The sequence below is a fragment of the Aetokthonos hydrillicola CCALA 1050 genome (assembly GCF_017591665.1).
Lineage (GTDB): Bacteria > Cyanobacteriota > Cyanobacteriia > Cyanobacteriales > Nostocaceae > Aetokthonos > Aetokthonos hydrillicola.
The window spans coordinates 91,871-117,321 of record NZ_JAAKGC010000020.1 but is presented as its reverse complement, the minus strand read 5'-3'; the positions used below and the strand labels follow the sequence as shown (position 1 = coordinate 117,321).

Genomic DNA, 25,451 nt, shown 5'->3' with positions numbered 1-25,451 from the left:
GTGGCACTGTTATCTTGTTGTTGAGAACCAATAAAGCCCAGCACTATCACAGGAATAAAAACTGCCATCATTACCACCCAAATGGCTCCTGGGTACCAGCGACTTAGCAACAATTCTCGCAATCCAGGGACATGAGTTAACAGATCCAGGCGAAAAGTGTTCTTGGTTGATTGCACCGACCACAATGCTTGTTCTGGAATGACTGAATACTCTGGGGGCGTCATAATCACGGCTCGGTGCAAAATCTCCGCCTGTTCTCTCAAGTTTGCGGGGTAGTCGTAGCTAATCAGGCGACGCAGATCTGATTGATCTAGTTTTAACAAGGGGCGATTGTGTTCACGGCAGAACTGGTTCAAGAAGTAATCGGCAAAATCTGGAATGTCCGCTCTGCGTTGGGATAGGGGAAAAAGTTTGATGGTAATGGGATCAATATCAGCCAAATCTAGTTTGTTGGGTGATGCTAGGATGAGGCGCACTGAGGATTGAGTGAATTGACGAGGTTGATTCCCCGGATTAATTTTGCCCACAATACCTTGATTCGGTAGGATTAATCCGGTTTTGAGGTAGTGAATCAAGCGCGCGCGATCGCCTTGACTCAAAACCTGCACATTATCCAGTAGCAGAGTTCCCCGCTCCAACAGTTCGAGAATGCCCATTTGCTGTCCTACCCTACCAAACAGCGCATCGGTATTCAGCCGACCATCTTCTGCACGAGTCAAATCGGCACAATCCATTTCTGCAAACGGTTGGGATGCTAGTGCTGATTGAGCATGAATCAAACCTGCCACGAATGTTTTACCTGTACCTGTCTGTGCTTGCAAGACAACAGGCTCAGTACTTGCTGCGGCTTGATTAATCTGTTGTGTCAGCTTTTGTGCTGCTTTACTTTTACCAAGAATGCTTTTGTCAGAAGGTACTGGCTGGATGTAGGACTGTAAGCCTTGAATCCGCATCTCTAACGTGGCAATGCGAGTGGAATACTCTTGCAAATCTTCAGCTAGCTGGGATTGTATCACCTGTTGAATCGAGGGGTATTTAACAATCAAGGCGTCAAATGCTGCTTTCGGCAAAAACAAAACTTCGCTATCGGTGATGGCGATCGCACTCGTTTGATAGGTTCCTTCCGCTACGTTGGCAATTAGCGTATAATCAAACAAATCCCCTGGTTGGCAGTAGCGAATTACCAATTGACCAATCAGCGATTGCCGAAAAATCTCTACAGTTCCCAACTTCAATAGGTACAGCCCATTTGGGGTTTGTCCCTCCTGGTAGATCAATTTTCGGGGTTCTACGCTTAGGGAATAGAACGACTGAGTGAGCGCTTGCAGTGCTTCTGCTGGCAATTTTCCCCAAACGCGATGATAACTCAGCCAATTCCTACAATCTTCAACAACCTTCATTAATCGCACCAGATAAACCTAGGGTTTCCGCTAATATTTTTACTAAATTTGAAGCCCAGCTTGATGGGTAATTGCTACTACCTACATTCTCAGCTACGCCTTGATATAGTACTGAAACATGGTTATACAAGAGAATAGCAGAAGTACGGAAATTCAAGACTGCGTGAACCACTTACCGATTGAGCTTTACTCAAAAATATCTGCTGGATCAGCCAATAGAACTTTACGAGTAGCGTAGGCGTAGCCCACCGCAGGTATCGCCCCAGAAATCATACACGATAGACTAATACAATAACAGATAACTTTGTAGCTATCATATATAATACGGATGTATTTATTATTCCTCAATTAATTATGGTACAAACAATCCAAGCGCGGGATATCAGCCTTTACGAACTAGAAGAAAAATTTGGTTTGCAATTGGTTACAAATGCTGATTTCTTTACAGAATGGACAAATGATTTACCATCGTTGAATGATGCGGAAAATTTATCGCTCTTAAGAGTTAAAAGTAACTATTTAAATTTAACTCAACGTCGTCCAATGTCAGAAGAAGCAGTGAAAATGGTAGTGCTGTCTCCTTTGCTAGATTTAGCTGGTTTTTATCAGAAACCCTTTGAAATTGAAACTGAAAAATCTACTGAGATTTGTGCTGTAGATGAAAGCATAATAGTCAAAGGTAACATTGATGTTTTGGTAATTCAAAAACGTTTTTGGGTACTAGTTATTGAATCTAAAAGCATTAAATTTGATGTTTTAACCGCATTACCCCAAGCACTTGCTTATATGCTTGATACTCCCAATATTGAACGACCAACGTTTGGGTTACTTGTCAACGGTAGAGAGTTTGTTTTTGTTAAGCTAGTTCAGCAAGAAAAGCCAAAATATGGTCGTTCTTATGCGTTATCAATTGAACGAAATACAGAATTCCAACAGGTACTAAGTGTATTAAAACGCATTAGTCAATTAATTTTATTTTAGTCACTACCTACACATACGTCGTAAATTTTGTAGATAGTTAGGTCGGGATGTAGAATAAACGTATAAGGTTGAGGACGATAAGCATATTCTCCTTCTGTAGTGTCCAAAATATTAATTCGTTTGATGAGTTCTAATTTCTCATCACATAAAAATGGCCACTCAGCGCCTAATCCCGCGCGGAAAGCAGCTTGAACTAAAGGCGGATCAACGCTGACACTCACCAACTTACCGTAATTAACTGCCAGTTCTTTTTGAAATTGAACTAATTGCGAAAGCTGTTGGCGATCCCGCTTCAGCGGGCAGCGCTTCGCTATCGCGTGGACAAAAGAAACCACGGTAAAATAAGACAATTAAGGGATAACCGAAGTGATCGAGCCTCTGAGTTGTTTGACCCTCATCCCGTCGTCTACCCGGCTGATCCCATCCTCTACCCTGATCGATTCTTTGTTCAGGAGCATGTTGTCGCTCGTGTGCTTTAACTGGCTGTGCGGTTTTCACCTCTGCGAAAATCCCAAGGCATTACTGGGTTGAGTTGACTCCACAGTCCTAATCGTTGACCTTTGGCAGAAGTTTCAGCATTAAGCAAACTTGTCTGCAACTGGGGAGAGCAACCTTTCAAATAGTGACGATAGACAACCGCCTGCCCTTCCTGCACCAAGTTAGTGTTGATACTACGGCTATTTACGTAAATTTCTGCCACTAATCGCTCGTATTGGTCTGTTTCAATGCCACGCAAAACAATTTTAGAGCCAATGGGAATTAGCTGTTGCAGTCGGTTTTTAGCCTGCTGACCAAAGGGAGCTTGGCTCATTTCAGGAGCGTCAATGCACGCTAGGCGAACGGTCAGGGTTTTGGTATTTTGTTTGACTCGGATTGTGTCCCCATCGCCGATACTAACCACCACAGCTTTAAAGGTTTGAGCTTGGACACTCAGGGAGATTTGAGATAAAACAACTAAAGATGTTAATAAATAGCGTAGTTTAAACATTTTCTTGACCAGGGTTTACTAAAAGGTATGTACGCACCCTCTTAGTATTCCCGCTTCAACAGGCTTTGTTGTGCTGTATACCCGCATTAAAACCAAATATTACAGATAACCAAAACAAAGATTTGTCACCACTTGCCTTCACCTCACCATTTGTGTGTTGAGCTTTCCAGCCTTCTCTATTTTGTTGGGTGACAATTGATGCTGATTTATCACTAAAGATTGGTTAGAGAACCTACCAGTTGGTACATGTTTTGATGCAGTCATCTCAGGTTTTTGCATCCATCACTTACCACATGGACGAAAATATGAACTTACAAACTTTGGGGGCGATGTTTACAATTGGTTATGAGATCCGATGATTGCACTGCGCGAGTGCGCAGTTACATGTTGTGTGCTCGCCCCTATGGTCAGATGGGTTTTTGTTAGATTTTTTACACCTTTACTTTATGAAGGCCATCTCCTCCTTGACCAGTACTATTTTCCCTAACTTGAATGGATCTCCTTAAAGTAGTTTTGCTAAGGATGCCGTGAATGTTTCGTAAGATTTTACCCCAACAATGGTTTCCATTAGTGTCCCATTTTTATAAATCATCACTGCTGGAATACTACGGATGCTCAATCTTTTCGCAAGGCTTTGGTTTTGGTCAAGGTCTACTTTCAGTACGGTTGCACGTCCGGAATATTCTTGCGCTAATTTATCTATCATCGGAGCGATCATCTTACATGGTCCGCACCAAGTTGCCGTAAAGTCAAACACCACTAGTTCGTTGTTGGCCAATACTGAATCGAATTGTTCAGCTTGTATATATTCCACTGTTTTCATATATCCCCCTTTTATCTTACGCCTCTAGCCGATTTACAAGAGCGTTGCATGTCGTACTTTTTATGATCTGCAACTCATCATACTCCATTCCAGCTTCGAGTCTGTCAAACGAAGCGCCACAGCGATCACCAGAGTCCCTCAACAGATGAAACTAATACTCCATGCGACACTATTCAATTACACCCACCGCGCAAATAGTTCGGTTAACCGATTAACTTAGATCGAAGACAGCTTTTATTTTCACGCCCAGAGCCTTACAGGAGCGATAGCGAAGCGCTGCCGCCTGAAGGGCGGATCGCACCCGCTAAGAGCGAAGTCTACATCCCAAACTAGGACTCTTGTTGTCCGATATGTACTGTCTTTCATCCAACCCCAAGTGCTCGGTTAAAACATCTCTATTTAACCGTCTGGAAATTGCCAGCACGAGATATGTTTAACCTCTGCACTATTTTGCTACTACAGACCACAATTCATAAGTCTGGATGCGAGAGAACAGACCATGACTCCATCCCAATCCCAACACCCCCAGCTTCCCGGCTTCCCGTTCCACCATGGGAGGTGTCCCGTAGAGGCTATGGTATCAAAAGTAACTTTACTGTAGTCAATCCAGTTTCCGTTCATTCTCCATCCAAAACATTATATAACTTAAACATTCGATTCGTCTAAATGTTCTGCCACAGACTGATATAAGTTGATGATGTGACTATCCGCTAAGCTATAGTAAACATTCCTACCTTCTCGACGATAGCTGACTAAACGCATAGCTTTTAATAATCGCAGTTGATGAGAAACGGCTGATTCTGTCATTTTCGTTAACGCAGCTAGATCGCAAACGCACAACTCTTGGTTTAGTAACGCTGATAAAAGACGCAAACGATTCGGATCAGCCAGTACGCCAAATACCTCCGCCATCTGCTGTGCTTTATTCGTTGGTAAAATTTGCGACTGATAAGAACGCACTTTATCCAGATGCACCAAATGTGTATCACATTTTGGGATTTCAGCTTCTTGCTTTGGTTTGTGATTGCGCATGGTGTTTATACAGAGCGGTAGGGAATGAGAATCAATTTCAATTTTAATTTAAATTCAAGAATTGAACAATTGAATAACTATTCAACTGTTGTAGTACAATATTGGCAGATAACTTTGTAGCTTTTTAATGATGCTGCCATGACTCAAACTCCATCGGTCAAAACTCAATCTTTGCAGGTTGGTGGTATGGACTGCGGAAGTTGTGCTAAAACGATTGAAGCCAGCTTGCAGCAGTTACGTGGTATTACAGAATCTTCAGTGAGTTTTGCAACGGGGCGTGTTAAGGTTTCTTATGACCCAGAGCAAGTGAGTGAAGCAGAAATCATCAAACGGATTACTGTTTTGGGTTACACTGTGGAAGTTGCTGCTGCTAAAAAGCTACAAGTAAAAATTGCTGGCATGGATTGTGGGAGTTGTGCCAAAACAATTGAAGTTGGATTGCAGCAGATGACTGGTGTGAGTGAAGCATCGGTTAGTTTTGCAACTGGGCGATCGCACGTCCACTATGATCCTCAGCAGGTTAGTGAAACGAATATTTATGACCGAATAAAAGCTTTAGGTTATACAGTTGAGCAAAGTCCTGAAGCTCACGAGCATCACCATCATCACACTCATTCCTGTTCCCATGATCATGATCATCACCATGACCACGATCACGAACACGAGCATGAACATGCGCATCCAGTCAACAAGCCAACTCAAAATCCTGCTCCAACAAACTGGAAATTTTGGCTAACCAATCGCCAGGGACAAAGCGTTATTCTTGCGGGAGTGGGGTTGGTTTTAGGCTTATTGACTCAGTATTTAGCACTACCAATTTGGATAGCGCGGGCTTTTTATGGTATCGGTATTGTAATTGCTGGCTATCCAATTGCACGGGCTGGTTTGTTTGAGTTGCGCTTACGTCGCGCAGATATGAATCTACTGATGACTATTTCAGTAATTGGAGCAGTCATTTTAGGAGATTGGTTTGAAGCTGCGCTGGTTATCTTTTTGTTCTCATTAGGTACAACACTGCAAGTTTTCACTTTTGGTCGCACTCGTAATGCTATTCGCGCCTTAATGGATTTGACACCACCCACGGCAACTGTAAAGCGGGGTAACTCGGAGATTACTGTACCTGTTGAAAGTATTCGTGTAGGCGAAACTTTGACAATTCGACCAGGACAGCGTGTTGCGTTGGATGGTGTAGTTATTTCTGGCACAAGTTCAATTGATCAATCTCCCATCACCGGAGAGTCTGTTCCAGAAGATAAAGGTATAGGTGATACCGTTTATGCTGGAACTTTGAATCAAACAGGTTTTTTAGAAGTTCAAGTCACCCATACAATCAGTGATACGACTGTTGCTAAAATTATTAATTTAGTAGAACAAGCTCAAGAAAGCCGCGCACCTTCGCAGCAATGGGTGGATAAGTTTGCAGAAGTGTACACCCCGATTGTGATCATTAGCGCGATCGCGATCGCCGTCATCCCCCCTATTGTATTTGCTCAATCCTTCAATATCTGGTTTTACCGAGCATTGGTAATGCTAGTCATTGCTTGTCCTTGTTCTTTAGTCATTTCCACTCCAGTTTCCATAGTCAGCGCTATTGGTGCCGCAACTAATCAGGGAGTACTATTTAAAGGTGGTAAAGCATTAGAAACAGCAGGACATCTAACTAGTCTTGCTTTTGATAAAACTGGAACAATCACTCAAGGATTGCCAGTAGTGCAAAAGGTTTATAGTCTAGAAGGAACAAGTTCAAGTCTAGTATTCCAGATCGCTGCTAGTTTAGAACAGCAATCGGAACACCCCTTAGCGAAAGCGATAGTGGCTTTTGCTAAAGAAAACGCAATAGATTTACAAACTCCTGAAAAGTTTACAGCTTTACCTGGTAAAGGAATTGAAGCACAATTTGGTGAGTCAGTTTATTTGGTTGGTAATCGACGCTTATTTGCAGATAAGGATGTTTCGTTATCGCAGGAAGCTGAGTCTGTATTAATTGAGATCGAAAACCTAGGTCAAACACCTGTACTAGTTGGGACTCAGACGAAATTTTTAGGAGCTGTTGCTCTAGCAGATGGATTACGCTTAGAAGCAACGGAAGCGGTAAGACTCCTCAAGCTTTTGGGGTTGAAACGGTTGGTTATGTTGACAGGCGATCGCGCCACTGTAGCAAAGCAGATTGCCCAACAAGTTAATATCAAGGAATATCAAGCAGAACTGTTACCAGAAGATAAGCTAGACGCAATTCAACAACTACGGCGTGATGGAGTTGTTGGAATGGTTGGGGATGGTATTAACGATGCACCAGCCTTAGCAGCAGCAGATATCAGTTTTGCAGTTGGTGGAATTGATATTGCTCTAGAGACAGCAGATGTCGTACTAGTAGGAAGTGACTTAAGGCGACTTGCATATGCAATCAATTTGAGCCGCCGTACTGTCTCAGTCATTCAACAAAACATTATTTTTTCCCTTGTTACTAAAGGGCTTTTCTTGCTTTTAGGTACTTTTGGCTTTGTTGGATTAGCCGTTGCTGTTTTGGCAGATACAGGAAGTTCTCTGCTTGTAACAGCGAATGGGATGAGGCTATTTAGAAATAGAAGCTAACAAGCTCATGTTTTTGGTTGGCTGAATTTCAAAAGTTAAATTTTGTAAAGAATGTGGAAATCTAGGACATTTTATCTGAGTCCTAAATAGGTGCGTGCTAACAAACCAGACTATATTTACATAAGTAAATATAGTTCGTATTAATTGTGCCTAACGACTTAAGTTCAAGGAGGTTAATTTAAAGCATCGTGAACAACTGAGTAAGTCGGCACGATAAAACCAATAGTTAGAGGGTGTTTGATAGCGAGGTTTACTCCTAGTATTACTTTTAGAACTATGAATGCGGGACTAGAACAGCTAATAATAAAAGTTGAACAGTACACTCCTCACTCTGAGAAGTGGCAGTTGACGTTAACTCGGCTAGTTGATGAAATGCTGCGAACACGTAAAGTGGCACGTCCACTTATTGGTCAGCCTCTATTTGGTATTTATAAGGAAATTTATGAGCAAGTACGACAAATACTTTTGCATGATATTAGTGAAGAAGTTGATAAGTATAAGTCAACAGGTATTCCTCTAAGAGTATGGGTTAAAGCAGTGCTTAATCAATCTTTTAGAAAAATCTTGGATGATCAGCAACTGAAAAATTTGGCAATAGAAGCTCAAAAACATCCACCTCATAGTGAACTACGGCAATATAGCTTACGAGAACTGATTGAGGCAATTTATCGATCAGGTAGACTTTGCCATCCCCATCGACAATTATGCTCACCTCAGTTGTATGAGCTTATTTACGAAGAAGCTGTTAGCACAACTTTAATCTATGTCTGTCAAAAAATTGATAATTATGATCCTGAGCGAGGTGACAAAAAATTTATGAATTGGGTCAATTTTCGCTTAGATAAGGTTTTTTTAGATATTTATTTCAAGTTGAGAGATCCAAAGCTTGTTGAATTACCTTCACTTTCTGATTTAGACAAGCTAGTCCAGCCAGAACAAGGCTTTTCCTTAGTAGAGAATATTTGCGAAAAAATAGAAGAAGATCCTGAGAATCTTTTCAAGAATGCACATATTAGAGATCGACCAGATGCTAATTTTCAAACTATAGCTTTAGCCAGATGTGCTGGAAAATCTTGGGAAGAAATTTCCTTAGATTTTAATATTTCCATCTCAACACTAAGTGTTTTTTTTCAGCGTTGTTGCAAAAAGTTTCGTTCTCAACTGAGTCAATAATTGTTGAAATTAAAACTTTCTTATAATTTAGGGAGGCCAAGAAAACTCATGAGAAACAATCAATCAATTACTAATCCTAAGCTTGAGCCTTGGACTTTCATTGTATCGCTAGCTATAACAGCGCATTCTCTAGCGGAAAAATTTCTACATTATCATTCTAGTCCTCAACTAGGAAAGCAAGTTTATATTAATACGCTAGCAGTTTATGCAGTGAATATTTACCTCCAGTATCGGGGATTTGAAACTGACTGGGAAAATAGCGACAGTTGGAACCCTGTGATGCAAAAGCTGATGAATGTTGCTGATTTGATAGTGCAAAATCATGGAAAATTGGAATGTAGACCCGTTTTGCCAGAAGCAGAGGTTGTTAGTGTTCCGCCGGAGGTTTGGTCAGAACGTATTGGCTACGTTGCTGTACAGTTGGACGAATCATTGCGACAAGCAACAGTTTTGGGATTTGTAGATAAAGTCTCAAAGTCAGAAATACCTATCAGCGAATTGCGATCGCTCGGGGAGTTGCCAGAATACTTGAATAAAATTAGACCTGCAATCACCCTTAGCCAATGGTTTGAGAACGTCTTTGAAAAAGGTTGGGAAGCTCTAGAAACTATTTTAACAACAGAACCAACAGAGGCGGTTTTTAATTTTAGAAGCTGTCCTCAAGCAGAAGTGCAAGAAGTAAAGCGGTGTAAGTTAATTGAGTTAGGAAACTCAGAAAGATTGGTAGCAATGATTATTACCCTCACTTCAGAATTAGAAGAGGTAATTCATATTGTTGTGCAAGTACAACCCCCAGATACTCAGACTTATCTACCAGACAATTTACAGGTACTTTTGTTGAATGAGGATGAAGAAGCTATTATGGATATTCACTCAGGAAGAGAAAATAAGACTATTCAATTAGAGTTCACTGGAGAACTCGGAGATCATTTTAGTATTAAGATAGTACTAGATAATACTAGTATTATTGAAAATTTTGTGATTTAGCAATTACTTACCTGATTTTTTATCTGTTAAGGCGTTCTTAAAAATTCTGTAGTTCAATATCTCTGTCTTGGTGTCTAGGAAGTAATGGCGAAGTTAGTTGTCCTTAAATTAGATGGTGATTTTCAGCAAGGCTTTCGGGTGACCTTAGAGATAGGATTAGAAGGTGAGCGCCCGCAAGAGGAGATGCTGTGTAATTTACCTCCCGCAGAGGAACTTATTGAACAATATATTTGCTGGCAATTAGCTTATCGTAGTTTGGGTAACATTACCCGCATAATCAAACCTGGAAGAGCCAAAGTAGATGGTTGTTTAAAGAAAAAGAAGAAGGAATGTGACGAGCAAGCGAATAAGTTATGCACTCTTCTAAATACGTGGTTGAAAACCGAGTCATTTCGTGCAATTCGTGAGAGATGTCTAGAACAAGTTGACATCAGCGAAGAAATGAGATTAATGATCCGTGCTGATAACTACCAGATTTGGCAATTACCTTGGCATAAATGGGATTTGTTAGAAAGCTATAATCAGGTAGAGATTGGATTTAGCAGTTTAACGTTTAAATTTAAGCAGCCTCAGACCACAAAAACAGATTCTCAAATCACAATTTTGGCAATTCTGGGCAATAGTAAAGGTATTCAAGTCAACGAAGATAAGCAACTGCTTGTGAATTTGCCTGTCGCAAAAACGACTTTTCTAGTAGAGCCACAACGCCAACAGTTAAACGATCAGCTTTGGGAACAACCTTGGAATATTCTATTCTTTGCTGGTCACACTCAAACAGAAGATAAAATAGGTACAGTTCACCTTAATCAAACTGATAGCTTCAATCTTGATGAACTTAAGTATGCTTTACAAAAAGCTATTGATGGTGGATTGCAGTTAGCAATTTTTAATTCTTGTGATGGTTTAGGATTAGCTCGCGAACTGCAAGAACTACGTATTCCGCAAATAATTATTATGCGGGAGCCAGTTCCTGATCAAGTAGCACAAGAATTTTTAAAGTATTTTTTACAAGCGTTTGCTGGTGGCAAGTCTTTCTATTCTGCTGTGCAAGAAGCACGCCAGCGGCTGCAAGGTTTAGAAGATAAATTTCCCTGTGCCAGTTGGTTGCCTATAATTTGCCAACATCCAAACGTGGTACCTTTGACTTGGCCTAAGCCTAATTCATTACCATCTGTAAGTAGTACTCGTGATAATGCATCTATTTGGAGTCGCTTACTAACTGTATTTGTTACAAGCTTAGTTGTCACTAGCTTTGTTACGGGAGCGAGATTGTTAGGAGTATTGCAAACCTTAGAGTTAAAAACCTACGATCTACTTCTTCCGCAACGTCCTCCTGAACCACTTGATAATCGTATCTTGATGGTTGGCGCTGATGAACCTGATATTCAACACTACAAGTACCCCTTATCTGATGCTGTTCTAGTTCAGGTGATTGAAAAACTAGAGCAGTATCAGCCAGTGGCGATCGGCATAGATATTTTTCGTGATCTACCAGTGTCGCCAAATCATCAAATGCTGATTGCTCAACTTAAACAAAATAAACATTTATTCACTGTTTGCTCAATTGGTGATAGTAAAGAAACTAGTGTTGCATCCCCACCCAATAGTCCACCAGAACAAATAGGATTTAATGATTTAGAGAGTGATCCTGACGATACTGTTCGTCGCCATCTCTTATCCCGTAGTCTAATTACAATATCTTCGTGCAACACCGAGTATTCTTTCAGCTTGCAACTTGCTGACCGATATTTAGAATCAAAAGGTATCCAAGCAAAAATCACTCCTGAGAAGAACTGGCAGTTTGGTAGTCTTGTTGTTAAACGCTTAGAACCCCATACTGGCGGATATCAAAACTTGGATGCACAGGGAAATCAGATGTTGATTAATTACCGTGCTATTCCAGAGATAGCCCGGCAAGTTACTCTTAGGGATGTCTTAACTGGAAACTTAAAATCTGAATGGGTAAAAAACCGAGTTATTCTGATTGGTGTTACTGCTGCAAGTGTTCCAGACTATCATGACACACCCTATGGCAAAATGCGTGGGTTAGAAGTTCATGCACACCTAATAAGTCAAATCCTTAGTGCAGTGGAGGATGGACGCCCTTTGATCTGGTGGTTACCTGAATGGATGGATGTTTTGTGGATCTTATTTTGGTCGTTGACAGGTGGAATAGTCGTTTTGTTATTACGACTATATGGTATTAATAGAGGACTATTACTTGTCAATTTACTGTTAGTGCCTTGTACTGGTGTGACAGTCTTGTATGGAACTTGTTGGTTTCTTTTACTAAAAGGTGGTTGGCTACCACTTGTTCCAGCAGCAATAGCTTTACTTGTTACAAGTAGTGCAATGACTTATGTCTATATTTTATCTGCTGTTGTCGAAACAGAAGCAGGTGAAGAAAGTTAAGTCATCGTGAATTTGTCCCAGGAGTTGAGGAATTATGGTTTTCCTATCAAAAACAAAATTTGTCCTGATGACTACTTTTGTAAGCACTATTTTAACTATCACTTTTACACCAGGATGGACAAAGCCTAGCTTACCGGAAATTGCTGCTTTACCACCAGCGCCAGATAATGGGACGCCCATCATTACCCAACGGACGCCAGGAGGAACGCGCGGTGGAGTCTGTCAGCAGAAAGACAAACCGCAAGCTCCGCAGGTTACTGCCTTAGTGCCTATAAACGTAAACCAGAGTTTAACGACTGCTGAGTACCCAGTTTTTTGGTTTTATATTCCTGATACTGCTGTTGACGTCTCCTCTATAGAGTTTTCAATTCATGATCGGGAGGAAAAGAGTACTCTTTATCGAAAATCTTTGCAACTGACGAAAATACCGGGAGTTTTTCGTATTGCTTTGCCCCCAAATCCACAGTTTTCCCTGCGAGTTAACGAAACTTATAGTTGGCGATTAATCGTGAATTGTACTTCAGCCTCGACAGAAATTATTGAGGTATCTGGCTTTGTAAGAAGGCTGCAAAAAAATCCTAATCTTCCAGGTATGATTTGGTACGATGAACTCTCAAATCGAGGGAAACTTTATCTTTTAAAGCCACACAATAGTGAAGTCAAAAATTCTTGGATAGAACTATTGAAAGCTGTTGGGTTAGAAGGAATTGCTCAGGCACCTCTATATTAATGATTTAGCGCCAATCTCCAACTAAAACGTAAGGAGCCCAAGCGTAATGGGCTTTGTATTGCTTAAATAAAGCTAACTGAGCTTGATGAAGTGCCTCAGCTTTTGTCACATTAGGCTTGGCGAGTTCTTTATAAAATTGTTCCATAAATTCTGGAGTTGAATTATCATTGACTTGCCATAGTGTTGCTAGTGTACTATGTGCTCCAGCCTTCACAGCTATTCCAGCCAGTCCTAAAGTTGCTCGATTATCTCCCTGAGCGGTTTGACATGCACTGAGAACGAGTAAATCTATGTTTTTAAATCCACTTTGCTTCTCAATTTTCAGCAAGTTGTTCAAGTCTTTACTTCTAAGAAGCTTTTGATAAGTTAGAAGAAATGTCTCATCTGGATCAGAACTAAAGTTACCGTGAGTTGCTATGTGAACGACAGAGAAAACACCTGAGTTAATTTGCTTTTGTAGATTTGCTAGGGTAAAGTTAAGATTTAGTAACGATTTTGTAGGAGCTATACTCCGAATTTGTTGCAATTCTCTTATGACGTTGGGGAGTTCATTAAATTTTCGCCCTTCCACTTCTCGCTTCTCACTCATGCCACCTGTCAAGACTTCTAAACTTTCTCTCTGTCTAGATTTGAGATCGAAAGCTTGCAAACTTGGAAGCACAGCGAGAGCATAAGGTTTTTGCATTAGATACTCTTGCCGGTTTGCGTCATAGAGGTTTGAAATTGGAACATTTCGTAGTGCTCCATCTAGGGTAAACACTAAAGTTCTAACTTCTCTATTATTCTGTAAGTTTTGTTCTAATGGTTCAATCAACCATTTATATATCTGTGCAGCATTTTTTAAAACATTTTCTGGACGATTGTGTCTCAGGATACTTGCTCGCAAATCGATGACGGTTTTTTCAACTTCAGTTCCTTTGATAAAAGTGACATGATGCTTAAGGGGTTGTCCTGGGAAATGAGTGATAACTTCTAATCTATCTTTCAAAATGATGGGATAAATAAATGCTGCTTTTGGATCTAATTTATCAAATATTACTTTTAGATCTGAACGATGAACACTCTGCTTGGTCTGTAATATTGTAGATAGGTTACAGCTAAGGAAACTTTCTAATTCAGCTAACTGAAGAGAGTCGATCGCTTGAATTGCTTTGTAAAGATTGATTTGGCTTGGTTCTGATTTTTCCTCGGTTTTTAAGAGTAAGCTGACTAGTTGGCGATAAATGGGTTCTACATTGTCCCGGAAGGAGAACTGTACTTCTGCATCAATACTGAGTAAATCACCGCGAACAGATTTGAGGGTTTCAATTGCTGTCTCGTAAGCTGCGATCGCTCTTTTTATCTCCCCGTTTTTTTCCCACAAACGTCCTAATTGCCATTCCCAACGGTAGAGAATTTCAGGAGATTGTACCTCTTGGGCTAAAAGCAGAGCTTGCTGCGTTAGCTTTTGAGCTTCTGAGCTTTTTCCAGTCAACTCATACAACTCACCTAGTTGACCAAGAGCATATGATTCAGCTCTACGATTTTTTAAGGTACGAGCTTGTTGAATGACAGACAGTAAAATTTTGTTAATTTCTTGAGAAGAGGGGAGAACTGTACCAAGACTTATTTGCGGGGGGTTTTCCCTCAGCTTCTGCCACCTTTCATGACTACTAGACAATGAAAGTTCTTCTATGTCAATACCAGGAATAAGAAAAGTTAAACTGCGAGCATAATTCAGTTTAGCATAAATACTTTCTTGACTTATGGGCAAGCCCAACACAGACGGCTGGAGTTCTGCTTTAAGTTTTAACGCTTCTGACCAATTTCCTGTTTCAATCAATAGGCTAAGTAAATTCAGTTGGGCGTAAAGTTTTACAGAAGGATCAATAGCTTGTTGATAAAGTTCGATTGCTGTACGAGTATGTTGCTGTGCATCTTTTTCCTTACCGATAGCTATAGCTCTATTACCTAAAGCCCATTCCGTATTACCCAACTCTAGTAAAGAAGAACTTACATTTTTAGAGAGTTGATATTTCTGAGCTACTTGCAAACTTTTTTGCAAAATCTCCTGAGATTGTCTCAGATTGCCCATTCGTCTCAATGCTTGACCAAGATGTTGCAACCCAATTGCTTTCAAATCAGGCGCTGATTGCTGTTTTATAATTTGTTCTAAATTTTCTAATTCTGTTTGTGCTTGATTGCCTAATCCTAATGTTTGTAGGGCAGTAGTTTGATTAATTAGACTACCAATAAAGCCAGTATAATTATTAGATTTTTTGTAGGTTGCTGCTGCTTGCTTCCAAGTTTTGACAGCCTCCGACCACTCTCCTGTTGACCATTGTAACCGGCCTTGGGTATTCAAAACTTTGGCAAGAACGTTTAAGTAAGCCTGGGTATTAGTATGATTTTTTTGCTGCTCTAAGAGTTTCCAACTTTGTGCGATCGCCTCTTGAGCTTCCTGCCAATTTCCAAGATGCTGATAAGCTAAGGAAAGATACCTTAGTGCAAGGGCTTGGTTAAGTTGGTCTTTCTCTGTGACAAAGCTAGAAGCAGCCTCTGAAAAGATCTTTATCGCCTCTGAAAACTGTTGATTATTGTAAAGCTCTATGCCTTGTTCTAATAACACCTGCCCTTTTGATACCTGCGATGTTACAACTGTTATGCTTTCAGCCCTATGTTCTAAAACAATTGGGACGCTCACAGTTGTTATGAGTGTGAATAATGCCAAAAGTATGAATCTAAGTAGCCGGTGATAAAGTATCATAGATTTATTGATCTTTTGTATCACATTCTCTAGCGCAGACGACAAAGGCTGTGAGAATCGAGCAAGGATGTCTCCGGAATCAAGGTAACGTTTCCTTTGCCATCAAAGACCCATCCTTTAGCTGGTACAATTTCGCTAAGTGGGGGTGAATTTTCAGTCTTGCGCATTGTGGTAGGCACATCTTCCCAAATATCGCTGCTGCTTTGTGGTTCGTAAGGGTTAGGTGCTACTCCTCCTTTGCCAATATTGAAAAATGCCAGCGATGATTGCTTCCTAGAAGCTTGACATCCCTGTGTAATTTGGACGTTGACGGGCGCGGCTGGTAACTGGACTAACCCACGACTGGGGTCAACATCCGGCGTATTAATTGTTACTGTTCCGTTTAAAGAAGGATTGCCTTGAGAAATAGCAGTGATGTCATTAGTTGGTAGTAAGCTGGGGTCAAGTTTAGTCGGATCAGTAGTTCCTAAAAGCTGCTGAAGTTGATTGCGAGTGCGTGATACCATACCAAAGATACTAGCAGCCTTGACCATCACCCTACCCCCTGAAGCACTGAAGGCATTAGCAGTGATGTCGCTGTTTTCACCCATGGCGGCAATGATAAAGCCGGACGGGGTATCGATAGTGATGTTGCCGCCATTACCACCACCGAGATTTCTACCAGCAGAGGTAGAGATTTGACTGCTGTGTCGTAATACTAATAAGTTGTTTGGTGTTAGCGTAATACTGCCACCTTGACCTGATGCAGTTTCAGCTGTGAGTTTTCCTTGATTATCTAAACGGATCGAATCTGCTGAGACTTGCACGTTTCCAGCATTTCCAGATCCAAGACTACTGACAGTCACTTGAGCCGCATCTCGAACCAATAACTGTCCAGTTCTAATATTGACATTTCCGCCTTTACCAGTAGAAACCTTAGACGTGTTGGCGTATATTCCACTTGCTGATGGGTTATTAGGATCTATGTCTACGAAACTCTGAGCGTGCCTAATACCATCTACTTTAGCTTGTTCTGGAGTATACTTAGGTGATCCATCAGCCCTTGTTTCCCTCAATTCCTTCTGAGTAAAATCATCAGCTATCCGTTTAAAAAGAATAGATTTGTCTGGGTTAATACCTGAGATGAAAACACTGTCTTTAACGTTGAGAATAATATTACCTGCATCACCCTTACCAAAGGCAGTATTGATGAGTTGCCCGCCACCAGTTAGCTCAAAAGAACTTGCATTAATTTTTATACTGCCACCACGAGCATTATTTTTACTTTCTGCTCTTAAAATACCACCATCTGCTACACGTAAATTTTTGGTAGTAATCTTGATATCACCAGCTACACCTCGACTTGGTTGCTCACTAGTTGCCGTTACCGTGCTATACAAGTATGTACCAGCGCGACTACTATCTGGACGTGGTATTGTTGGCGCTCTACCTAAAATTTCTACTTGCTCTATGCCAGTAATTTGAATATTACCAGAACTTAGACCGCTAAAAGTTCTAGAGGATATTTCTGCTCCATCAGTGATAGCAACAGACTGCCCAGAGATATTTATATTACCACCATTCCCTAAAGTTAGATTAGATCTAATAGCACCTGGATCTCCCACAGCTGTGGAAACTAAACTATTTTGAAACGAGACGGAGCCAGACAAAGATTCCACCGTGATGTTTCCGGAGTTTCCCCGCCCAAAACTTGTAGCAACGAGGGAACTATTGTTTGCTAAGGAGACAGACTTATTTCCTTGAAGTGAAATGTTACCAGCATCTCCTCGAAAGTTACTGGTAACAAAATAAGCATTGTTTAATGAGATTGTGCCATTAGCATTAAGTGAGATATCTCCGGTTTTTACATTGGGACCGAAGGTAGAAATTACGCTACCATCATTGTCTCCAACAAGATTCTGCCCTGTGACAGAAATATTCCCACTAGCTTTGAGAGAAATATTTCCAGTCCGTCCAAGAGGAGTCTTATTAACTGTCTCTAACAAATGAGTGTTATTAGTAGTATTAGTAATACTATTTATGAAAATATCACCAGCTTGAATGTTGATGTTCCCTGTATCACCTCGAGCACGATTAGCCACCGTATTACTTATGCTGCTAGCTTGATTGATTGTGACTGTTCCAGTAGCATTGATATTAATATCACCAGCACTCACCCCAATATTACCCAAACCTTGTGCAATACCAGCATTCAGTTGACTACCACCTGTAATGTTGACATTGTTAGCATTGACGGTAATACTACCACCACCACCCGCTGTTACATTTACCGAGGCACCATTAAGCAGAGATACTGAGGCTGCGGTACTTTGAGTTGGAAAACTCAAACTGAAATTATTACCATCTACCCCAAGCCCTACCATACCCGGTGTTGCTAACCCGCCTAAGAAGACTTGTCCACCGTAGGCGTTTAATCTTCCACCATCGATGTTGATATCTCCACCTACTAACAGCAAACTTTTACCGTCTGGCACACGTAAACCAAATGAATTTGCTCTGGTTGGTGCAACAGTATCAGGAGCTGTTGAGTTATTTTGGATAGATGCAGCAGAGATCTGGTTATAAAACAATGCTGTTGGATTAATTGTTAGTACCGCAGGATTATTTGGCTCACTTGCACTGAAAAAACCAAGATTACCAAATTGAATGGCATTAGCAGTAGTCGCAACAAATGAGCCACCAACGTTTAAGCTGGCATTTTTTCCAAAAACAATGCCCGAAGGGTTGAGCAAGAATAGATTCGCTGTTCCGTTTGCTTTAATGATTCCATTTATATTAGAAACTGACCCACCTGTAACGCGACTAAAAATGTTTTGAACATCAAGTCCATTGTTGAAAGAAGCTGTACTGCCAGTAGGAACAGAAAACTGTTGGAAGCTGTGGAACAGATTACGTCCTGCTTGTGTTCCACCTCTGATATTGAAGGTACTACCATCAATTGTAACAGTGGAATTATTGGGTAGACTAGTATCAGGTGTAATTTGGGCTGTTGCAGAACTAGTAACAAATGTACAAGCACTACTAAGAGCGGACCCTAATAACCAACGCCAAATACTAGCCATTACTATCCCTTCGTAAACATGAGTTCCGCAGAACTATTTATTAGTAAAGCATTATTTAAGTAACCCTAGAACAACTGCTCTGTAACATTCTTGATAATCTTTACATAAATTCATCAAGCCAATAAAGACTTGGCGACCAACAACGCCGCGAGAAGCTATGTCATGACATGAAAGGGCGATCGCATATGTAACTGGCACTTTCTCTCAAGGATCTCTGCGCAATCACTAGTTGTGCTGTACGACCGTGGTTCGGTTATTTACGCAAATGGTTCCATTTGGAACCCCAGAAGTGCCTAAGACATTGTCAAGGAAATAGATCTGCGCCTCATGTTTGCCGGGTTGGATAGGGTCAGTGACAAAGGTAAAGCTGTGCGTGCCATTGGAGACAGAGGTTGCACTCCCTTCATGTACCAACACCCCCCCATTGCTGGAAATGGAGTCAACTCTTTGACCGTCAATGAACAAGAAGATAGATGCCCCAGCCGCTTGGCTACCCGCTGGGATCTCGTCTTGGCTAGGCTTAGGCCACTCTGCAACAAACGTTACTAGAACTGGGCCAGTAGAGCCTTGTACAAACTTCACATTCGTACCTGGGATTGGCTCAAGCGTGGTAGCAGTTGTGCGGCACACGCGATCATTTTCAGTCGTCGTTGCTGTGCTTCGACCCACATTGGCTGTGACGCTATCTGCACTGGCGATCGCAGTGACAGCGTCAACAACGGTCGAACCTAGCAAGAATCCGGCTGTAACACCCATTACCACCCATCTTCGTTTGTTATTAATCATTATATTTCTCCTGGTTAAAGATATCTTGGTCGCAAAGTTGATGATGCTGTTTAATTCCGTTCAATTTGACGCTGAACAAACAGAATTGAATTGACGTATAAATTGTTTTTTAGGCTTTTGAACCTCTAGTTGTAACTCAAAACCAAAACCAATAGTTTTATGCAATCCTGCTGATCTGAAACAAAACTTTACACGTCTTCGATCTTATGGACTTGGTACAAACTCATAGGCTCCCACATCACAGACAGCAGTGCCATCTTTATTACCATCCTGTGGTCTGGTTACACCCCGCTGATCTGTACTTTGACATTGCTCATTAGTACCCCCATCAATCGCCGGACTACCAGCATAAATGGGATAAGTATCATTATCGTCACGCCCACCCAACACGAGATCGACGTTGCTTCTATCTTCAGGAAAGCCACAGGTATCATCACTCGACAAATTAAACCCTAGATCGATAATGGTGCCATTACAATTTTTCCCGTAGAAATTGTTTGCTACAAGCGTATTCTTCAACGAGATTTTGCCAGTATTAGCAATTCCACCGCCGCTAGTCTCCGACTGAAACGACTGATTACTGACGATTGTGGAATTATATACATCCATTGTCCCAAGATTTTCAATCCCACCTCCACCACCAGATGTAGAATTACCAGCGATCGTGACGTTCACAAGGGTAGCCTTACCAGTACCAGCATTGGTGATTCCTCCACCACCCCATCCTTTAAGATCTGTCGAACTGGCTCTGACTGTACTGTCTACTAAAATTAATGTACCGTGATTGTGAATCCCTCCTCCATGATAGTGACCTGCAAAACCAACGGTTGCTTTGCCCCACTGCACTGTGACATTACCAATATACGCAAAGCCAGTGTCGGCAATATCAAACACTCGACTTTTCAGCATTCCATCGAGTTTCGTTTTTCCTGAACCTGCACCAGTCAGAGTCAAGTTTTTGGAAACGTCTAGATGTCCAAGGCTGAGTTCATACAAACCCTCTGGTACACTGACAGCAAGGTTAACTGCTTGCCCTTCTTGAACAGCAGCTCTTAGCGTACATAGACGTGAAGGAGTGGAACTACATTTACCATCGCCGATATAGGCATCGGGTTCGTCCAGAGTACTGTTAACCTCGAAATAAGGTCCAGTATGTTGAGATAGACCAATCTGTGGTGTAATGGCAAGTCCGAAAGTCATACATAATAAGATGACCAACCAAAACCAGCGAAATTGCTTGAGTTTTTGCATATAGCCCTCCCTATAGTTGCATAGATAGCTAATTGATGTTTTTTGTGGAAGTGTTCCCCTTCACAGCAACTCATTCGGGAAAGCTAGGTTTAATGCAAAAAGCAACAAAAATTAATAATTAAACCATTTTTTCTGCATCAACTCTAGCACTTTGGATGGTTGCTAGAATTGGGGTGCTAATTGGAAGTCAGGAGTCAGAAGTCAGGAGTCAGAATTCAGGAGTCAGGAGACAGGAGTCGGGAGTGATTTGGGAGGTTGAACGAAAGTTGAAAGAAGCTATGCTTTATCAAAAACAGCAGGATGGGCGTGTTTTTTGCCAGCTTTGTCCCCATTATTGTTTGATAGAGGAAGGTAAAAGAGGAATTTGTCAGGTAAGGGAAAATCGAGGTGGGTTACTATATTCTTTGGTTTTTGGTCGGACTGTAACTCAAAATGTAGATAGGGTTGAAAAAAAGCCTTTATTTCATTTTTATCCTGGTTCAAATTCCTATTCTCTAGCAACAGCTGGTTGTAACTTTCATTGTCAATACTGCACTAATTGGCAAGTATCCCAAATGTCAGCAGAACAGTTTGCAGAGTTTGGGGTTGAAGCTTCTCCTGAGAAGATTGTAACAGATGCTCTTAAGACAGGTTGTCGCAGTATTGCTTATACCTACGTTGAACCGACAATATTTTTTGAATATGTTTATGAGATTGCTAGTTTAGCTCACAGTCATGGTCTTTTTAACCTGTTTAAAACCAATGGTTTTATGACCATGGAAATGTTGAAAATTTGCCACTCTTTTTTAAACGCAGCTAATGTAGATTTAAAAGCTTTTCGAGATAAAACTTATAGGCAGTTTGGGGGTCGGTTACAACCTGTCTTAGATAGTCTCAAATTTATGAAAGCTCTTGGTATTTGGTTAGAGATAACTACGGTCATTATTCCCGGAGTTAACGACGAAAATCAAGAAATAGAAGATATTGCAGGATTTATTGCTCAGGAATTAGGGGTTGATACTCCTTGGCACATCACACGATTTTTTCCTGCTTACAAAATGGAAAATATACCACCTACACCACTGGAAATGCTCTACAAAGCTCGTAAAATTGGACTTGAAAAAGGATTGAGATATGTTTATTTTGGTAATCTATTAGGAGAGGGAAACCAAGATACGATTTGTCCTAACTGCGGAAAACTTTTAATTCAACGTCGTGGTTGTGAGTTAGTCGAAAATTTGATGCAAAGTGATCAGTGTCCGTCTTGTGGGATATTAATTCCAGGTGTTGGGTTATCCCATCAGATATCCGAGGATTTGACCTAATGTTGCTGTTTCTCCAGCCCGGATTGTTTCCCATCTTTCGCATAAGTTAGCAATATCAGGTTGTAATTCAATAGCAGGATATTGAACAAATAATCCCCGTAAACCTTGTATACGGGATATGTTTTGCTCAGCGCCAAACCAGGGATGAGTGAGTAATAATATAATTGGTTCTAGTCCGCTTTGATCGATTAGGTTAGTTCGTATTGCATTAGCTACCTTTAAACTTCTGGTTTCATTGGCTGGCGCGATCGCTCGTTGCGTCCAAATTTCTACTAAGTCCTGGGTATTATCAAGCTGGACAATCTTTTCTTGCTCCTCACCAGTGGTAATGAGGACTACGGGTATTTCTGCTTGTCTTAAGAAGTTAGCCACAGCAAACGCAGCTATGCGGGTAATAGCTTCAACCGTACCAAAAGTAGGAGGACTAACATCTAGGAGCAAAACAGTAGGACGCAGACGGGGTGGTTCAGCTAGCTTGCGGGTACGAAATAACAATTCCCCCCGTTGGTAACGGTAGTTAAGAACTGGTTGCGGTAAAGCTAATTGAGTGGGAAGCAAGGAACTCCAATCAGTACGACTGGATGTCTCCACACCACTGACTTGACCCCTTTCTGCACCAGGAGCATTACCACTGGAACGTCCTGCATAGTCGCCAAAACACACCTGCACTCCTATTAATTCGCGTTGTAAGGTACTTAAAGCTGGTAAGTTAGGGACACGGGAAAGTAAACGTAGGGGTAAAGCTGGTTCAGATGCGATCGCTTGTTCACCTAGGATTGTGAGTAAGCATAACAGTTGCTCATCAATAAGTTTAGCTGCTTCTTGTAACAGAGAAATCGGTGGAGGTAGGGCTTGTGGTTCTATGGGTTCTCCTTTTAAACCAGCTTGCAGAGCAGCACTTATTTCACTAGGAGAAATACCAGGTGGAGGTTCCCAACCAGAGAAGGGTATTTTATGAAGTAGCAGTGCAACTAATCCTATGCGAGCAGGTGTAGCCCAGCGTAAAGCAATTAAATCTTGTATTTCTGTGGTATCTTTTGCTAATCGCGCAAGGGGATTATCTGCAAAATGACCACCAGTCAGGTTAAGTAAGTCTTGGACTAGGGATAATGGAGGGTAAATTCCTAGTCGGTGCATTTGGGCTAAAGCATTGGGGAGAAAGGAGAGATCGTGGGGTAAGGAGGATAAAGAACCTTCTTGTACTTGCTGTCCTACTGTTGCTGCTTGGCGAGTAATGTAATCATTAAGAACTTTCTGCGGATCAGGATTTTGATAGTTATCCGATTTGCCTTTTTCTGTATACCGTTTCGCCATTCCTCCTGACTCCTGTATTTTGACTCAATCCAACATTTATGGGCATTTGTTGGGTTTCGCTGACGCTCTACCCAACCTACGATGTTCTGATAACTGGTAACTGATAACTGATAACTGATTCATTTCCCACCTATCGCCATTCTTTCATACAAACGTCCCGCTTGTGCTGGATAACCCGCTTGTTCCAATAAAGTTGCTGCGTGTACCAAATCTCCTTTTAATTCTGCTTGTTGTGCTTGCTCTAAAAGTCCTACCCCTTCAACACGCTTAGTCTGCTTAGGCTTAAAAATATTCAGTATTCCCTTCTTACTTTCTTGCTGTTGTAACTGTTGCGGAATACTATTTAGCAACTTCTTCCCTTGTGGTGACAGATCTTCCTGAACTTTTGGTGCTTCTCCCACCCACAGCGCCCAAGCGGGAATCATTTGTGCTGTGTTGAAACGATAGGTTTGGTTTCGTGCTACAACAACTGCTGTTTGGGAATTGAGTTGAAAACGCTCCTGACAAGCTGCATCGGGTAAAGGGGGATAAAAGTCCATCCCTAATTCTAAATAAAACGCACCAGAACCAGTGCAAACTAGAGGAATTCCCAAGGGGATTTGTGCTGGTAAGCCTCCTGGTGCGGTTAATAGGTGGTATCCTGCTCCTGGTAAGAGAAATGCCATTTCTCCTATTGGTCGTCCCATCAGCAGTTTACGCAACCAAGGTAGTTCAGTATCATCTATTAAGACTGCATCAACTTGCCTACCTGTTCCGGGACGAGGGACTAGTTGCACAGGTATGGGTGCAGGTAGTTGAGGCTTATTCAGGATTGGAGATATTGCTTGGGGAAGTTCTGGTGCATCTAGTAGTAGTGAACCATCAACTTGATCCCCAGTAGTTATCACTCGCCAGTTACCCACGTCAGGTGTTCCCAGTACCCAAATTTCTGATTCGGGAATCATCGGCTCGATTAAACTAGGCGCTAAGGATAAACGCTGACGCACATCGACCAAAATTCTTGGTCTATCAGTATCGCTTGAGGACGCTGCTACTGTTGTGTAAGGTAGGCTGGTTAAACGATGGACTAAGGCAGGGGAAATAGGGCGGTTTTTTGGCGATCGCCTTTGGCGCTGCCCTTCGGGCAATCGCATTTGCAGTAACAAAACCCCAGAACCTTTGTGTTGCTGATTGTTAAGGGGATATTGCAAGGCTGGTGTGATGGTTACTTCTAAACCTAAAGCTGTAGCACGGCGCAAAATCCAGCGACCGAGAGATCCAGGGGTGATAATATCTAAGACAGTAGCTCCTCGATAGCGACTAGGGGGAAGGCTGGCTTCTGCAAACAATTGTGCTAAATCGACAATAGCCCATGAGCTAACATCTAATTTTTCACTATTGGAAGCGTCTGGAGGGATATCTCCTGATAGTGACAAGGCTATCCATTGCTGATTTTGACATGCAAATGGGCGACCTCCTGCTGCCCAAATTAGGGGAGCGATGCGATTAGACGGAATTGCAACTTCTACCCACCAAGTTCTTTGTGGTGTGCGACGAACCACTGCTGTTTCTGATAACGTAGTACCAAAAAAAGAGCCGAGGAAAGCCAGAACACTGTTAGCGCTGGGGAAAACCCCTCCTGTTGAAGTTGGTGTTGTTGATGAAGGTGGTGGGGTTTGCTGTTGTTTTTGTGGGGGAGGGCTTGGTTCTGAGGGCGGCTTTTCCTCTGGGGTTACCCGCCGGATTGTGAACTTGGGTTTGTCTGACATGCCTACTAAGGGGTATGAGACTTTTTTGTGACGTTAGCGACTTAGCGATAACAAGGTAAAAAAGTAAGAACACTTGCAATACGGTTCGGTTAAGGATAATTGTAGGTTGGGTGGAGCGTGAG

The 25,451-nt window shown here is 41.6% G+C and carries 19 protein-coding genes; 7 read left to right on the top strand and 12 right to left on the bottom strand.

The window, feature by feature from the left end:
- Positions 1–1,400: sigma 54-interacting transcriptional regulator (locus tag G4P69_RS12950; protein WP_208350106.1), on the bottom strand; the 1,400-nt coding region annotated here is incomplete at its 3' end.
- 354 nt (positions 1,401–1,754) lie between these two features.
- Between G4P69_RS12950 and G4P69_RS12945 the strand changes: the two genes are divergently transcribed.
- Complete coding sequence (locus tag G4P69_RS12945; RefSeq protein WP_208341304.1) at positions 1,755–2,381, top strand: type I restriction endonuclease subunit R; 627 nt, start codon at positions 1,755–1,757, stop codon at positions 2,379–2,381.
- Here G4P69_RS12945 and G4P69_RS12940 read toward each other — a convergent pair.
- The 4 genes from G4P69_RS12940 to G4P69_RS12925 form a co-directional block, all read right to left on the bottom strand.
- Positions 2,378–2,731: a redoxin domain-containing protein gene (locus G4P69_RS12940; RefSeq protein ID WP_243902338.1), complete on the bottom strand. Its 354-nt coding sequence runs from the start codon at positions 2,729–2,731 to the stop codon at positions 2,378–2,380. The genes G4P69_RS12945 and G4P69_RS12940 overlap by 4 nt on opposite strands.
- A gap of 125 nt (positions 2,732–2,856) precedes the next feature.
- A complete protein-coding gene (locus tag G4P69_RS12935; protein ID WP_208341303.1) occupies positions 2,857–3,369 on the bottom strand; it encodes a thermonuclease family protein in 513 nt (170 codons plus the stop codon).
- Between the two features lie 502 nt (positions 3,370–3,871).
- A complete protein-coding gene (trxA, locus tag G4P69_RS12930) occupies positions 3,872–4,192 on the bottom strand; it encodes a thioredoxin (protein WP_208341302.1) in 321 nt (106 codons plus the stop codon).
- Between the two features lie 645 nt (positions 4,193–4,837).
- Positions 4,838–5,224 (bottom strand): ArsR/SmtB family transcription factor, encoded by a 387-nt coding sequence (locus G4P69_RS12925; protein WP_208341301.1) that lies wholly within the window; start codon positions 5,222–5,224, stop codon positions 4,838–4,840.
- 138 nt (positions 5,225–5,362) lie between these two features.
- On the opposite strand from G4P69_RS12925, the gene G4P69_RS12920 reads away from it, so the two are divergent.
- The 5 genes from G4P69_RS12920 (at position 5,363) to G4P69_RS12900 (ending at position 13,118) form a co-directional block, all read left to right on the top strand.
- Positions 5,363–7,816: a heavy metal translocating P-type ATPase gene (locus G4P69_RS12920; RefSeq protein WP_208341300.1), complete on the top strand. Its 2,454-nt coding sequence runs from the start codon at positions 5,363–5,365 to the stop codon at positions 7,814–7,816.
- 276 nt (positions 7,817–8,092) lie between these two features.
- The gene (locus G4P69_RS12915; protein WP_208341299.1) at positions 8,093–8,989 is read left to right on the top strand and encodes a sigma-70 RNA polymerase sigma factor region 4 domain-containing protein; all 897 of its coding nucleotides are present in this window, start codon (positions 8,093–8,095) and stop codon (positions 8,987–8,989) included.
- 48 nt (positions 8,990–9,037) lie between these two features.
- Entirely contained in the window at positions 9,038–9,976 is a 939-nt protein-coding gene (locus G4P69_RS12910) for a DUF1822 family protein (RefSeq protein WP_208341298.1), read from the top strand.
- A gap of 84 nt (positions 9,977–10,060) precedes the next feature.
- Positions 10,061–12,388, top strand: coding sequence for a CHASE2 domain-containing protein (locus tag G4P69_RS12905; protein ID WP_208341297.1), 2,328 nt, complete (start codon positions 10,061–10,063; stop codon positions 12,386–12,388).
- Between the two features lie 67 nt (positions 12,389–12,455).
- Positions 12,456–13,118 (top strand): DUF928 domain-containing protein, encoded by a 663-nt coding sequence (locus G4P69_RS12900; RefSeq protein WP_208341296.1) that lies wholly within the window; start codon positions 12,456–12,458, stop codon positions 13,116–13,118.
- 4 nt (positions 13,119–13,122) lie between these two features.
- On the opposite strand, the gene G4P69_RS12895 is transcribed toward G4P69_RS12900, so the two are convergent.
- The 5 genes from G4P69_RS12895 to G4P69_RS12875 all read right to left on the bottom strand — a co-directional run bounded on the left by G4P69_RS12895 (position 13,123) and on the right by G4P69_RS12875 (position 20,963).
- The gene (locus G4P69_RS12895) at positions 13,123–15,801 is read right to left on the bottom strand and encodes a CHAT domain-containing protein (protein WP_313890544.1); all 2,679 of its coding nucleotides are present in this window, start codon (positions 15,799–15,801) and stop codon (positions 13,123–13,125) included.
- A gap of 92 nt (positions 15,802–15,893) precedes the next feature.
- A complete protein-coding gene (locus G4P69_RS12890; protein ID WP_208341295.1) occupies positions 15,894–18,926 on the bottom strand; it encodes a two-partner secretion domain-containing protein in 3,033 nt (1,010 codons plus the stop codon).
- 51 nt (positions 18,927–18,977) lie between these two features.
- Positions 18,978–19,124 carry a hypothetical protein gene (locus G4P69_RS12885; RefSeq protein WP_208341294.1) on the bottom strand — a complete coding sequence of 49 codons (147 nt, stop codon included), beginning with the start codon at positions 19,122–19,124 and terminating at the stop codon, positions 18,978–18,980.
- A 27-nt stretch (positions 19,125–19,151) separates the two neighbouring features.
- Positions 19,152–19,712: a hypothetical protein gene (locus tag G4P69_RS12880; protein WP_208341293.1), complete on the bottom strand. Its 561-nt coding sequence runs from the start codon at positions 19,710–19,712 to the stop codon at positions 19,152–19,154.
- A gap of 204 nt (positions 19,713–19,916) precedes the next feature.
- Positions 19,917–20,963: a choice-of-anchor Q domain-containing protein gene (locus G4P69_RS12875; protein ID WP_208341292.1), complete on the bottom strand. Its 1,047-nt coding sequence runs from the start codon at positions 20,961–20,963 to the stop codon at positions 19,917–19,919.
- Positions 20,964–21,118: 155 nt separating this feature from the next.
- Here G4P69_RS12875 and amrS point away from each other — a divergent pair, with 155 nt between their 5' ends.
- The gene (amrS, locus tag G4P69_RS12870; RefSeq protein WP_208341291.1) at positions 21,119–22,267 is read left to right on the top strand and encodes an AmmeMemoRadiSam system radical SAM enzyme; all 1,149 of its coding nucleotides are present in this window, start codon (positions 21,119–21,121) and stop codon (positions 22,265–22,267) included.
- Here amrS and G4P69_RS12865 read toward each other — a convergent pair.
- Both G4P69_RS12865 and G4P69_RS12860 read right to left on the bottom strand, forming a co-directional pair.
- On the bottom strand, positions 22,235–23,581 hold the full coding sequence (locus G4P69_RS12865; protein ID WP_208341290.1) for a hypothetical protein: 1,347 nt from the start codon (positions 23,579–23,581) through the stop codon (positions 22,235–22,237). The genes amrS and G4P69_RS12865 overlap by 33 nt on opposite strands.
- Before the next feature lie 119 nt (positions 23,582–23,700).
- Positions 23,701–25,329 carry a hypothetical protein gene (locus G4P69_RS12860; protein ID WP_208341289.1) on the bottom strand — a complete coding sequence of 543 codons (1,629 nt, stop codon included), beginning with the start codon at positions 25,327–25,329 and terminating at the stop codon, positions 23,701–23,703.
- Positions 25,330–25,451 lie beyond the last annotated feature (122 nt).